This is a genomic window from Streptomyces sp. NPDC052107, from assembly GCF_040680215.1.
Lineage (GTDB): Bacteria > Actinomycetota > Actinomycetes > Streptomycetales > Streptomycetaceae > Streptomyces.
Genome location: NZ_JBFAWG010000008.1, coordinates 135,218 through 147,710, shown reverse-complemented (window position 1 = coordinate 147,710; position 12,493 = coordinate 135,218). Strand labels below are relative to the sequence as shown.

Here is a 12,493-nt window from a genome sequence, read left to right as displayed (position 1 = left end):
ACGACACCATGCCCGACCAGTCCATCCCTCAGGCCCGTACCGCCACCGAGGTTTCCGAGGCGGCCGAGTCCGCGGGCGGCCGCGGCATCTCCCGGCGCGCCCTGCTCGGCACCGCGGGCGCCACCGGGCTCGTGCTCGGCGCGGCCGGCGGTGCCGTGGGCTACACCGCCGCGCCCGCCCCCGCGACCCCGCTGACCTCGGTGGGCTCCGACCGGGCGATGTTTCACGGGAAACATCAGCCCGGCATCACCGAAGGACTCCAGGCTCGCAGCCATCTCGTCGCCTTCGACCTGACGGCGGGCGCCGGCCGCAAGGAGGCCGCAGCCCTGCTGCGCCGCTGGTCGACGACCGCCGAGCGGCTGATGACGGGCGAGGCCGCGCCGCACGACGACACCGATGTGGCCCGCGACGCCGGGCCGTCCTCGCTGACGATCACCTTCGGCTTCGGGTACTCCTTCTTCGGCAAGACCGGTCTGGAGAAGCAGCGCCCGAGCGCGCTGGACCCGCTGCCGGACTTCTCCTCCGACCACCTCGACAAGGCACGCAGCGACGGCGATCTATGGGTGCAGATCGGTGCGAACGACGCCCTCGTCGCCTTCCACGCCCTGCGCGCGATCCAGAAGGACGCGGGCGGCGCGGCCCGCATCCGCTGGCAGATGAACGGCTTCAACCGCACCCCGGGCGCCACCGCGCACCCCATGACCGCCCGCAACCTCATGGGCCAACTGGACGGCACCCGCAACCCGAAGCCGGCCGACACCGACTTCGACCGGCGGATCTTCGTGCCCTCCTCGGGCGAGCCGGCCTGGATGGCGAACGGTTCCTACGCCGTCGTACGACGCATCCGCATGCTCCTCGACGACTGGGAGAAGCTGTCGGTGCCGGCCCAGGAGGCGGTCATCGGGCGCCGGAAGTCCAACGGGGCGCCGCTGTCCGGGGGTGACGAGACAACCCTGATGGACCTGGAGAAGACCGACGCCAAGGGCGAGTACGTCGTCCCCCTCAACGCCCACGCCCGGATCACCCGGCCCGACAAGAACGGCGGCGCGGCCATGCTGCGGCGCCCCTTCTCCTACCACGACGGCTTCGACGCGGATGGCACGCCCGACGCCGGTCTGCTCTTCGTCTGCTGGCAGGCCGACCCGTTGCGGGGCTTCGTCCCGGTGCAGCGCAAGCTCGACCGGGGCGACGCGCTGTCGCAGTACATCCGGCACGAGGCGAGCGGGCTGTTCGCGGTGCCGGGTGGGGCCGCGAAGGGCGAGTACGTGGGGCAGCGGCTGCTGGAGGGCTGAGCCGGCGGCGCGTGACAGGGCCCGGGCCGACTGTGACGGGGGCTGAGCCTGCGTATGACGGGGGGACGCGTTCGAGCGGGCCACGGCTCTGTCGGGGTTGCGCGCTTTGCGGGTATTCGGGGTTCAAACCACCCGGTCGAGTGGTTGTCGTGAGACACCCGAGCCCCGGCGGCCTACGGCGATTAGGGTGAGGACATGCCAGCGAGCTATGCGTATCTCGGCCCCGAGGGCACCTTCACCGAAGTCGCCCTGCGGACGCTCCCGGAAACGGCCACCCGGGAGCTCGTCCCGTATGTGTCGGTGCAGTCCGCGCTCGACGCGGTGCGGACCGGCGAGGCCGAGGCCGCGTTCGTACCGATCGAGAACTCCGTCGAGGGCGGCATCACCACCACCCTGGACGAGCTGGTCGCGGGCGAACCGCTGATGATCTACCGCGAGGTGCTGCTGTCGATCACCTTCGCGCTGCTGGTCCGGCCCGGCACCGCGCTCACGGACATCAAGACGGTCTCCGCCCACCCGGCGGCCCAGCCGCAGGTGCGCAACTGGATGCGCAAGCACCTCCCGGACGCGCACTGGGAGTCGGCCGCCTCCAACGCGGACGCCGCCCGCCTGGTCCAGGAGGGCCGCTACGACGCCGCCTTCGCCGGCGAGTTCGCCGCCGCCCGGTACGGCCTTCAGGCCCTGGAGACCGGGATCCACGACGCGGAGAACGCGCAGACCCGGTTCGTCCTGGTCGGCCGCCCCGCCCGGCCCGCCGCGCCGACCGGCGCCGACAAGACCTCGGTGGTGCTGTGGCAGCGCGACGACCATCCCGGTGGCCTGCGCGACCTGCTCGGGGAGTTCGCCTCGCGCGGCATCAACCTCATGCTGCTGCAGTCCCGGCCGACCGGCGCCGGCATCGGCAACTACTGCTTCTGCATCGACGCCGAGGGCCATATCTCGGACCGGCGGATGGCGGAGGCGCTGATGGGTCTGAAGCGGATCTGTCTGCAGGTGCGTTTCCTCGGTTCCTATCCGCGTGCGGACATCGGGCCGGCCGAGGCTCCTGCGACGCGGCCGGGGACGTCGGACGAGGAGTTCATGGCGGCGGCGGACTGGGTGGCGCGCTGCCAGGACGGCCGGTTCTGAGGCGGCCGTAGACTGCTTCCGGCCAGTACGACCTGCATATCTTCGTTATCCACAGAAGTTATCCACAGGTCCGCTTCTCGACCTGGGGACAAGTCGACAAGGGTGCGTGAGGCAGTCGACAAATCGCCCCTCGTGCCCCCGATGCGGCCACTATCGCGCACCTCACCCTTCGTCCACTCGTTTCCATTGATTCATCTTTTGGAGCGACCCCTTTCCACTCAAAGGTGGGCGTGAACCGGGTTTGTCCTGGGAATTCTCCAGTCCGCCGCGATGTTCCGGAGTGATCAATTCCGAAATCCACAGATCTTCCACACAGCCTGTGGATAACCCTCCGGAGGGGTGTGGATGGCTGTGGACAGCGGGCTCACGAAGTCCCGCTTTCCGCAAGGAAATCCGGTCAACCCGGCGCCGGAACGCTGCCCCGTCCCAGGGAGTGAGACACTCCTCCTTGACGGGTTCCGGCAGTTCCGGCGGATGCCGACGGGTTTTGACACGTTACGTTGCGCAATTTGCGCATAGCGGAACGTAAGCGACAAAGGGCGACGAATCCGAACTCCTTGGAATAGGGATTCGTGAGCGGCGAGCCCGCACCGGTAGCCTTGGCCTCGTGATTGACCTTCGCCTGCTTCGTGAGGACCCCGACCGTGTGCGCGCGTCCCAGCGCGCCCGTGGAGAGGACGTCGCGCTCGTCGACTCCCTCCTGTCTGCCGACGAGCGGCGCAGGTCCTCCGGCGTCCGCTTCGACGAGCTGCGCGCCGAGCAGAAGCAGCTCGGCAAGCTCATCCCCAAGGCCACCGGCGACGAGAAGGCCGAGCTGCTGAAGCGGGCGAGCCAGCTCGCCGCCGACGTCAAGGCCGCCGACGCCGAGCGCGACGCGGCCGACGCCGAGACCCAGGAGCTGCTGCTCCAGCTCGGCAACCTCGTCCATCCCGACGTGCCCGTAGGCGGCGAGGAGGACTTCGCCACGCTGGAGACGCACGGCAGGATCCGTGACTTCGGCGCCGAGGGCTTCGAGCCCAAGGACCACCTGGAGCTCGGTCAAATCCTCGGCGCCATCGACGTCGAGCGTGGCGCCAAGGTCTCCGGTTCCCGCTTCTACTTCCTCACCGGCGTCGGCGCCCTGCTGGAGCTGGCCCTCGTGAACGCGGCGATGGCCCAGGCCACCGCGGCCGGCTTCACTCCGATGCTCACCCCGGCGCTGGTCCGCCCGCAGTCCATGGCCGGCACCGGCTTCCTCGGCCAGGCCGCCCAGGACGTCTACCACCTCGACAAGGACGACCTGTACCTGGTCGGCACCTCCGAGGTCCCGCTGGCGGCCTACCACATGGACGAGATCATCGACGCCGACAAGCTGCCCCTGCGGTACGCGGGCTTCTCGCCCTGCTTCCGCCGCGAGGCCGGCTCGCACGGCAAGGACACGCGGGGCATCTTCCGTGTGCACCAGTTCGACAAGGTCGAGATGTTCACGTACGTCGCCCCCGAGGACTCCCAGGCCGAGCACCAGCGGCTGCTGGAGTGGGAGAAGCAGTGGCTGACCTCGCTGGAGCTGCCTTTCCGCGTCATCGACGTCGCCACCGGTGACCTCGGTGCTTCGGCCGCCCGCAAGTTCGACTGCGAGGCGTGGATCCCGACCCAGGGCAAGTACCGCGAGCTGACCTCGACCTCGGACTGCACCGAGTTCCAGTCCCGCCGACTGTCGATCCGCGTCCGCGACGGCAAGCAGGTCAAGCCGCTCGCCACCCTCAACGGCACGCTGTGCGCCGTACCGCGCACGATCGTGGCGATCCTGGAGAACCACCAGCAGGCCGACGGCTCGGTCCGGGTCCCCGAGGTGCTGCGCCCGTACCTGGGCGGCCGGGAGGTCCTGGAGCCGGTCGCCAAGTGACCGGCTTCCCCTACCGGCTGATCGCGACCGACCTCGACGGAACGCTCCTGCGCTCCGACGAGTCGGTCTCCCAGCGCACCCGGGACGCGCTTGCCGCGGCCACCGCGGCGGGCGCGGCCCACATCGTCGTCACCGGCCGCGCGGTCCCGTGGACCCGGCACATCCTGGACGACCTCGGCTACGAGGGGCTCGCCGTCTGCGGCCAGGGCGCCCAGGTCTACGACGCCGGGGCGCACCGCCTGCTGACGTCCGTGACCCTGGACCGGCAGCTGGCGGGCGTGGCCCTGGCGAAGATCGAGGCCGAGGTGGGTCCGCTGTACCTGGCGGCCAGCCGCGACGGCCTCGACGGCGAGGTGCTGGTGGGCCCGGGCTACGCGGTCACGGGCAAACTCCCCGCCACCCCCTTCACGGACACGTCCGACCTCTGGACGGCTCCGCTCAACAAGATCTACATACAGCATCCGACGATGGGCGACGACGAGCTGGCGGACGCCGCCCGGCAGGCAGCCGGCGGTTTCGTCACCGTGGCCATGGCGGGCGAAGGCATCGTGGAACTCCTCCCGCTGGGCCTGTCCAAGGCCACGGGTCTCTCCCTGGCAGCCCGCCGCCTCGGCCTGAAGGCCTCGGACACGATCGCCTTCGGCGACATGCCCAACGACATCCCGATGTTCGCCTGGGCCTCCCGGGGCGTAGCCATGGCCAACGCCCACGAGGAACTCCGCGCGGTGGCCGACGAGTCGACCGCCTCCAACGAGGAGGACGGGATCGCGGTGGTGCTGGAGCGACTGCTGGGTTGATCGCGGGGCAGCGCCGTCGGCTTTCGCGGCGCCGCCGCCGCTGAGGGCAGTCGCGCCGCTGGGGCGGCACGGGTGGGCGGTGGGGCGCCCGCTCGAGCGAAGCCGAGAGTGGGGGGAGGCACCCCGCCGGCGCGGGCAAGCCACACCCACCCCCGCCCAGCCACGGCACCGGGCGCCACTCCATGTACTCGCAGCTGACCACTCGGTCAAGTCCCGGTGACAACGTCTCGCGGAGGATGCACGGATCGAACGTGCGCGGGCTTTCCAGGCCCGACCACGGTTTAGCAAACCGGTGCCTTACCACTCGGCCAATCCTCCGGGTGGGCGGCCCACGCGAGAGCGACATCGCGTGCTCGAAGCGGCCGCCCCGGGCAGCTCCTAGGGCTCTACGGCGGGGTAACTACACCGGAGCCGGCCTCGGGCTGCCCTGACGGGAGCTGGGCGTACTGCCGTGCATGGACATCGCCCACCTCCACTCCCGGTTCACGGCGCCGGGACGATCCCGGCGGAAGGGGCACAACCACTCTGCCTCACCGCCGAGTTGGGCGCCACCGAATAAAGGGGCGCTGCTACCGCCGGCGCCATCTGCGCCGGCGTGCCTTGCTGAAGAACCAGCCCGCCGGCGGCTCGTCGGAGCGCCACGGCTGCGGCTCCGGCTCCTCGGCCCGCCAGCGGGCGGCCAGCATCCGTGCTCTCGCGGACGGCTCGGAGGTCTCGGCGGAGCGCACGAAGGACTCGTCCAGGACCAGCTCGTCCCAGGCGTCACCGCCGGAGCACCCACGCCCGTCGTTCTGCGATATCTCCTCTGCCATGACCGGCCTCCTAGCCGTACATCCGCTTTGCCCAGTGTGCCCGGGTCGAGGTGAAGTCCCCGTCAAGGCCTGCGGGGGCCGGAAGGGGCCATGGCCGCCGGGGCCCCGGAGGGAACCCGGAGCCCCGGCGGGAACCCCGGCGGGCCTACTCCTCGCCCGCCAGCTTCAGCGTCCGCAGCTTCTGCCCGGCGTACCAGGTGGCCAGTACGGTCACCGCCACCAGCAGCACCGTGGCCGTCGGCAGGCCCACGTCCGAGGTCACCAGGTCACCGCCGGCGAGCTTGTGGGCGACGGCCAGCGACCACTGCTGGACGCTGAGCGTGCGCGCGCCGGGCACCAGCGAGCCGAACAGCGCCTCCCAGACCAGCGCGTAGACGAGCCCGAAGACCACCGCGTGCCGGGAGACGGTGCCGAGCAGCAGGAACAGCGCCGAGTAGGCGATGGAGGACACCAGCGCGGCGACGGTGTAGGCGACGGCGACCTGCTGGCCGTTGCCGTTGAGGATCAGGCCCGCGATCAGGGTCGGGACCGCCGAGAACACCATGGTCACGGCGATGGCGACGATCAGCTTGGTGAAGATGATCGTGGGCCGTTTCAGCGGCTTGGACAGCAGATAGACGACGGAGCCGTCGTCTATCTCCGGTCCGATCGCGCCCGTGCCCGCGATGACGCCGATGATCGGCACCATCGTGGCGATCCCGAAGCCGCCGAGCACGTCGGAGGCCGTCTGGTCGTCGGCTCCGGTCAGGCCGCGTACGGCCACGGAGATCACGATCAGCAGCAGCGGCAGCGCGCCGAGAATGAGGGCCCGGCGACGGCCGAGCAGGGCCCGGTAGGTGAGCCGGGCGACGGTGGGGTCGTACATCTTCGGCCTCCTACGCCGCGACCAGATACGAGAAGACGGACTCCAGGGACTCATCGGACGGCGAGACCGTGAGCAGCCGGATGCCGTGGTCCCTGGCGACCCGCGGCAGCAGGGCGGTGAAGCGGCCGAAGTCGACGGCCTGTACGCGCAGCGCGCCCTCGGCCAGGTCGACCTCGATGCCCGCCGTCGAGGGGTCGGCGATCAGCGCGGCCGCGAGGGCGCGGTCGTCGCTGGAGCGGACCAGGTAGCGGTGCGGGCGGTCGGTCATCAGCCGACGGATCTTGCGGAAGTCGCCACTGGCGGCGTGCCTCCCCGCGACGACGACCTCGATGTGCCGGGCGAGCTGTTCGACCTCTTCGAGGATGTGCGAGGAGAACAGCACCGTGCGGCCCTCGTCGCCCATCGTCCGCAGCAGCTCCATCAGTTGCATGCGCTGGCGCGGGTCCATGCCGTTGAACGGCTCGTCCAGCAGGAGCAACGACGGGTCGTGGACCAGCGCGCTCGCCATCTTCACGCGCTGCCGCATGCCCTTGGAGTACGTGGAGATCTTCCGGTCCTGCGCGTACTCCATCTCGACCGTGGCGAGGGCCCGTTGGGCGGCCTTGTCACCGAGACCGTGCAGCTCGGCGTTGGCGACGACGAACTCGCGGCCGGTGAGGAAGTCGTACATCGCCTCGCGCTCGGGGACGATGCCGATGTGCCGGTAGATCTGCTCGTTGCGCCACACCGGCTGTCCGTCGAGGGTGACCGTGCCGGTGGAGGGGGCGAGGAAGCCGCCCATCATGTTGATCAGGGTGGACTTTCCGGCACCGTTGGGTCCGAGCAGGCCGGTGACGCCGGGGCCGATGGTCATGGTGATGTCGTTGACGGCGACCACATTGCCGAACCAGCGCGAGACGTGGTCGATGCTGAGCGTGGTCACAGTCCCACCTTCTTGTAGCGGCGCATCAGCAGGCCGTAGCTGCCGGCGATCAGGGCGAGCACGACCAGGACGTAGACCAGGCCCTGCCCGGTCGACGGGTTCACAGCGCCGGGGTTGCGGGCGGTCGCGCCCAGGAAGGCCGACTGGACGCCGTCGATGAGCGTGACCGGCGAGAACAGGCCGATCCAGGGGATGGCGGAGGTGTGGTTCTGCACATCGGCGATGGCCTGGAGGGTGCTGACCGCTCCGTAGGAGATGACGAGCACGGCGATCACGGCGGCGATGCCGAAGCCGCGGCGCGGGGTGACGGCGGCGATGACCAGGCCGATGCCGGCGAAGAGCAGGGAGAGCAGGGCCACGGAGACCAGCCCCTCGGCGAATTCCTTCGTCTGGTGGGCGAAGCCCAGCTTGGACAGCAGCGCGCCCACGTACATCACGAGCAGGGGAGCGGCGGTCAGGACGAAGATCGCCGAGGCGAGCGCGGCGAACTTGGCGCGTACGTAGTCGGCGGTCTCGATGGGCCGCGAGAAGTACAGCGGGACCGTCTTGAAGCGCAGGTCGCGGGAGACTGCCTGGGGTGCCTGCGAAGCGACGTACAGGCTGATCACGGCCTGCAGCATGATCGCGTAGCGGGTGTAGGCCACCGGCAGTTCATGCGCCTTGGTGAAGACCGCGACGGCCACCATGATGGCCGCGGGCACGCACATCACGGCGAACAGCAGCATCGGCAGCACCTTGGACTTGGCCGAGCGGCCGAGGCCGTAGGCGCCGCGCAGGGACTGCGCGTACAGCGAACGGCGGGCGTAGGCCCGGCCGAGGCGCGGGCCGTCGTAGCCGCGGTAGCCGATGTCGTGGATGCGGGTCTGGTCGCCCATGGGCGAGGTCATGGGCTGCACGGGGTGCTCAACCGCCATGGCCGACGGCCTCCTTCCGCTGCTCGTCGCCGCTGTGCTCGGCGCTGCTGGTGAACACCTCGGAGATGTGGTGCCGGCGCTGCTCCATGCGCACCAGGCCGAGGCCGAGGTCGGCGACCACGTCCCGGACCAGGTCGTACGTCTCCTCGCCCTGGGTGGTGAGCAGCAGGATGTGTCCGGCGCCGGGCAGTCCGGCGCCCTCGTTCTCGGTCTCCACCCCGCGTGCGTGGAGCTCGTCGCGGACCGCGCGGGTGCCATCGGGGTGGGTGTCGCTGTCGGTGACCTCGATCGCGAGGGTGGTCGTGGTCTGGGTGAAGTCGGTGGTGGAGCTGGAGCGCAGGAGCTTGCCGCCGTCGATGACGACGACGTGGTCGCAGGTGCGCTCCAGTTCACCGAGGAGGTGGGAGGTGACCAGGACCGAGATGCCGAAATCGGTATGGATGCGGCGGATCAGGCCGAGCATCTCGTCCCGGCCGACCGGGTCGAGGCCGTTGGTCGGCTCGTCCAGGAACACCAGCTGCGGGTCGTGCACCAGCGCCTGGGCGAGCTTGACCCGTTGCTTCATGCCGGTCGAGTAGCCGCCGATGGGGCGGTAGCGCTCCTCGTACAGTCCGACGTGGCGCAGGGTGTCCGCGGTGCGCTCACGCGCGGCGGTGGGCGGCAGGCCGGACATGCGCGCCATGTGGACGACGAACTCGGTGGCCGAGACGTCGGGTGGCAGGCAGTCGTGCTCCGGCATGTAGCCGACGCGCTCGCGGATGGCGCCGCCCTTGGAGGCGACGTCGAGGCCGAGCACCTCGGCGCGGCCCTCCGTGGCGGGAGACAGACCCAGCAGGATCTTGATCAGGGTGGACTTGCCGGCGCCGTTGGCTCCGACGAGTCCGGTCACACCGGCTCCGATGTCCACGGACAGCCGGTCGAGCGCGGTCACCCGGGGGAACCGCTTGCTCAGGCTTTCGGTCGCGATCACAGTCACGCCCACGACGGTAGTGATTCAGGCCACGACGGTCGTCAGACCTCAGAGCCGTCTTCGTGTCAGACCCAAGTATTACGGGGCCCTAGGGGATGCCACGCCTAAGGGTTACCCGGGGTTCTCCACAGCCTGTCAGCCGTCCTATTGACGCGGCCTCTAACAACTGCCACATTCACCAGAGTCAAGTTACGGACGAGTACGGCGGTCCACAGACGAGTCGGCGCATCGACGGGACGAGTCGGCGACGCGACGGGACGGGGCGGCATGACGACGGCAGTGAGCAGCGAACTCTCCGTGGAATTGCGGGGGTTCAGGCGGGTGCAGAGCCTCGCCTACGAGTGCGCGGAGGCAGTCGCGGCGCGGCTGGAGCCGGGCGTGACCGAGCGCGAGGCGGCGCGGATGCAGCGGGAGTGGCTGCGCGAGCGCGGGGTGCGGGACTGGTTCCACCTGCCCTTCGCCTGGTTCGGCGACCGCACGGCGTTCGTGAACTTCCGCATACCGCTGCAGTTCTTCCCCACCGACCGCGCCCTGGAGCCCGGGATGCCGTTCATCCTGGACATGGCGCCGGTCTACGAGGGCTGCACGGCGGACATCGGCTACTCGGGCTCACTCGGCGTCAACCCGGTGCAGGACCGGCTGATGGCCGACCTGGAGGCGCACCGCGAGCTGATCCTGCGCGAGGTGCGCGAGCGGCGGCCGCTGCGCGAGATCTACGAGGAAGTGGACCGGCTCATGGTCGGCCAGGGGTATGCCAACCGGCATCGCGCGTACCCGTTCGGCGTGATCGCCCACAAGGTGGACCGCGTGAAGCAGGGCCGCTTCTCCCCGCACCTGTTCGGGTTCGGCGCGCAGTCCCTGAAGGGCCTGGCCTCCGACGCGCTGCACGGCCACCGCGAGGGCTGGTCGCCGCTGTGGTCGCCGTACCGCTTCTCCGACCATCCGCCGCAGCCGGGCCTGTGGGCGGTCGAACCGCACCTCGGATTCCGGGGCACGGGTGCGAAGTTCGAGGAGATCCTCGTGGTCACCGACTCCGAGGACCCCGAGGAGAGCGCGTTCTGGCTGGACGACGATCTGCCGCACGTGCGGCGCTGGGCGGAGGAGAAGTGACGCTGAAAGGTGCGCGGGAGCGCCGGGTGGCGACCGGCGGGGTCGAGCTGTGCGTGGCCGAGCTGGGCGATCCGGAGCAGCCCACGGTGGTGCTGGTGCACGGCTACCCGGACAGCAAGGAGGTCTGGTCCGAGGTCGCCGTCCGCCTGGCCGACCGCTTCCACGTGGTCCTGTACGACGTTCGGGGCCACGGTCGTTCGACGGCGCCCAAGCCGCTGCGCGGCGGCTTCACGCTGGCCAAGCTCACCGACGACTTCCTGGCCGTCGTGGACGCCGTGAGCCCGGACCGCCCGGTGCACCTGGTCGGCCACGACTGGGGCTCGGTGCAGTCCTGGGAGTTCGTCACGGTCGGCCGCGCCGAGGGCCGTATCGCCTCCTTCACCTCGATCTCCGGCCCGTCCCTGGACCACTTCGGGCACTGGATCAACGCGCGCGTGAAGCGTCCGACGCCCCGCCGGGTGGGCCAGCTCATCGGCCAGGGCGCCAAGTCCTGGTACGTGTACCTGCTTCACACTCCGGCCCTGCCGGAACTGGCCTGGCGCGGCCCCCTCGGCAAACGCTGGCCGAAGATCCTCCAGCGGTTCGAGAAGGTCCCCGGCGGCGACTACCCGACCCCCTCCCTTCCCTCCGACGCGGCGCACGGCGCCTGGCTGTACCGGGACAACGTCCGCGCCCGACTGCTCAGGCCGCGCCCGGACGCGTACGCGCACGCGCCCGTGCAGCTCATCACGCCCCAGGGGGACGCGTTCCTCTCGGAGCGCCTGTACGACGACCTGGCGCAGTGGGTGCCCAGGCTGACCCGCCACACGCTCCCGGCCAAGCACTGGGTCCCGCGCACCCGCCCTGATCAACTCGCCTCTTGGATCGAGGAATTCGTCATGTCCGTGGACGGCGGCCGCCCCGAGCCCAAGGCCACCGGCCGGCACGCCGACCGGTTCGGCGGCCAGCTGGTCCTGATCACCGGGGCCGGCAGCGGCATCGGCCGGGCCACGGCGTTCGCGTTCGCGGAGGCCGGCGCGCGCGTGGTGGCCGTCGACCGCGACGCCGAGGCCGCCGCCCGCACCGTCGAGCTGTCCCGGCTGATCGGTGCGCCCGAGGCCTGGGCGGAGACGGCCGACGTCTCCGACGAGCAGGTGATGGAGAAGCTCGCGGAGAGGGTGCACCGCGAGTACGGCGTGCTGGACGTGCTGGTCAACAACGCGGGCATCGGGCTGTCGGGCTCCTTCTTCGCCACCACCTCCGAGGACTGGCGCAAGGTCCTGGACGTCAATCTCTGGGGCGTGATCCACGGCTGCCGGCTCTTCGGCGCGCGGATGGCCGAGCGCGGCCAGGGCGGCCACATCGTCAACACCGCCTCGGCGGCGGCGTTCCAGCCCTCCCGGGCCCTGCCCGCCTACGCAACCTCCAAGGCGGCGGTGCTGATGCTCTCCGAGTGCCTGCGCGCCGAACTCGCCGGGCAGGGCATCGGGGTGAGCGCGATCTGCCCCGGCATCGTCAACACGAACATCACCTCCACGGCCCGCTTCGCCGGAGTGGACGAGGCGGAGGAGCGGCGCCGCCAGAAGAACTCGGCCCGTCTGTACGGTCTGCGCAACTACCCACCGGAGAAGGTCGCCGAGGCCGTCCTGGACGCCGTGGCCCGCAACAGAGCGGTGGTGCCGGTGACGCCGGAGGCGCGGGGCGCGCATCTGCTGTCGCGTTTTCTGCCGGGGGCGTTGCGGGGGCTGGCTCGGGTGGAGCCGAAGGTGTAAGGACCTGGGGATCGCGCCGTTGGGGGAAGGCCATTGCGGGGTGCGGA

At 70.5% G+C, this 12,493-nt stretch carries 11 protein-coding genes and 1 tRNA gene; 6 read left to right on the top strand and 6 right to left on the bottom strand.

All coding sequences use genetic code 11. From position 1 onward, the window contains the following. The first annotated feature begins 8 nt into the window (after window positions 1-8). The 4 genes from efeB (at window position 9) to AB0M27_RS11550 (ending at window position 5,102) form a co-directional block, all read left to right on the top strand. Window positions 9-1,292, top strand: a complete 1,284-nt coding sequence (gene efeB / locus AB0M27_RS11565) for an iron uptake transporter deferrochelatase/peroxidase subunit (protein WP_365720413.1) — start codon at window positions 9-11, stop codon at window positions 1,290-1,292. A gap of 195 nt (window positions 1,293-1,487) precedes the next feature. Then, complete coding sequence (gene pheA, locus AB0M27_RS11560) at window positions 1,488-2,420, top strand: prephenate dehydratase (RefSeq protein ID WP_365720411.1); 933 nt, start codon at window positions 1,488-1,490, stop codon at window positions 2,418-2,420. A gap of 607 nt (window positions 2,421-3,027) precedes the next feature. Continuing rightward, window positions 3,028-4,305 (top strand): serine--tRNA ligase, encoded by a 1,278-nt coding sequence (gene serS, locus AB0M27_RS11555; RefSeq protein WP_365720409.1) that lies wholly within the window; start codon window positions 3,028-3,030, stop codon window positions 4,303-4,305. Further along, on the top strand, window positions 4,302-5,102 hold the full coding sequence (locus AB0M27_RS11550) for an HAD family hydrolase (protein ID WP_365720407.1): 801 nt from the start codon (window positions 4,302-4,304) through the stop codon (window positions 5,100-5,102). Before serS ends, AB0M27_RS11550 begins: the two co-directional genes overlap by 4 nt. 230 nt (window positions 5,103-5,332) lie before the next feature. Here AB0M27_RS11550 and AB0M27_RS11545 read toward each other — a convergent pair. From AB0M27_RS11545 to AB0M27_RS11520, 6 genes are all read right to left on the bottom strand, one after another. Next, window positions 5,333-5,420 (bottom strand) — tRNA-Ser (locus tag AB0M27_RS11545). A gap of 251 nt (window positions 5,421-5,671) precedes the next feature. Then, entirely contained in the window at window positions 5,672-5,914 is a 243-nt protein-coding gene (locus AB0M27_RS11540; RefSeq protein ID WP_365720405.1) for a hypothetical protein, read from the bottom strand. Window positions 5,915-6,059: 145 nt separating this feature from the next. After that, window positions 6,060-6,779 carry an ABC transporter permease gene (locus AB0M27_RS11535; protein ID WP_365720403.1) on the bottom strand — a complete coding sequence of 240 codons (720 nt, stop codon included), beginning with the start codon at window positions 6,777-6,779 and terminating at the stop codon, window positions 6,060-6,062. A gap of 10 nt (window positions 6,780-6,789) precedes the next feature. Next, window positions 6,790-7,701, bottom strand: coding sequence for an ABC transporter ATP-binding protein (locus tag AB0M27_RS11530; protein ID WP_365720401.1), 912 nt, complete (start codon window positions 7,699-7,701; stop codon window positions 6,790-6,792). Further along, on the bottom strand, window positions 7,698-8,615 hold the full coding sequence (locus AB0M27_RS11525; RefSeq protein WP_365720399.1) for an ABC transporter permease: 918 nt from the start codon (window positions 8,613-8,615) through the stop codon (window positions 7,698-7,700). Before AB0M27_RS11525 ends, AB0M27_RS11530 begins: the two co-directional genes overlap by 4 nt. Beyond that, window positions 8,605-9,585, bottom strand: a complete 981-nt coding sequence (locus tag AB0M27_RS11520) for an ABC transporter ATP-binding protein (RefSeq protein ID WP_365720619.1) — start codon at window positions 9,583-9,585, stop codon at window positions 8,605-8,607. Before AB0M27_RS11520 ends, AB0M27_RS11525 begins: the two co-directional genes overlap by 11 nt. 267 nt (window positions 9,586-9,852) lie before the next feature. On the opposite strand from AB0M27_RS11520, the gene AB0M27_RS11515 reads away from it, so the two are divergent. Then, window positions 9,853-10,695, top strand: coding sequence for a M24 family metallopeptidase (locus AB0M27_RS11515; protein WP_365720398.1), 843 nt, complete (start codon window positions 9,853-9,855; stop codon window positions 10,693-10,695). Beyond that, complete coding sequence (locus tag AB0M27_RS11510) at window positions 10,692-12,446, top strand: SDR family oxidoreductase (RefSeq protein ID WP_365720396.1); 1,755 nt, start codon at window positions 10,692-10,694, stop codon at window positions 12,444-12,446. Before AB0M27_RS11515 ends, AB0M27_RS11510 begins: the two co-directional genes overlap by 4 nt. Window positions 12,447-12,493: the final 47 nt, after the last annotated feature.

Bases quoted from the DNA above. Each gene is read 5' to 3' on its own strand.
- efeB (WP_365720413.1), top strand. From the start codon at position 9: ATGCCCGACCAGTCCATCCCTCAGGCCCGTACCGCCACCGAGGTTTCC.
- pheA (WP_365720411.1), top strand. From the start codon at position 1,488: ATGCCAGCGAGCTATGCGTATCTCGGCCCCGAGGGCACCTTCACCGAA.
- AB0M27_RS11540 (WP_365720405.1), bottom strand. From the start codon at position 5,914: ATGGCAGAGGAGATATCGCAGAACGACGGGCGTGGGTGCTCCGGCGGT.
- AB0M27_RS11535 (WP_365720403.1), bottom strand. From the start codon at position 6,779: ATGTACGACCCCACCGTCGCCCGGCTCACCTACCGGGCCCTGCTCGGC.
- AB0M27_RS11525 (WP_365720399.1), bottom strand. From the start codon at position 8,615: ATGGCGGTTGAGCACCCCGTGCAGCCCATGACCTCGCCCATGGGCGAC.
- AB0M27_RS11515 (WP_365720398.1), top strand. From the start codon at position 9,853: ATGACGACGGCAGTGAGCAGCGAACTCTCCGTGGAATTGCGGGGGTTC.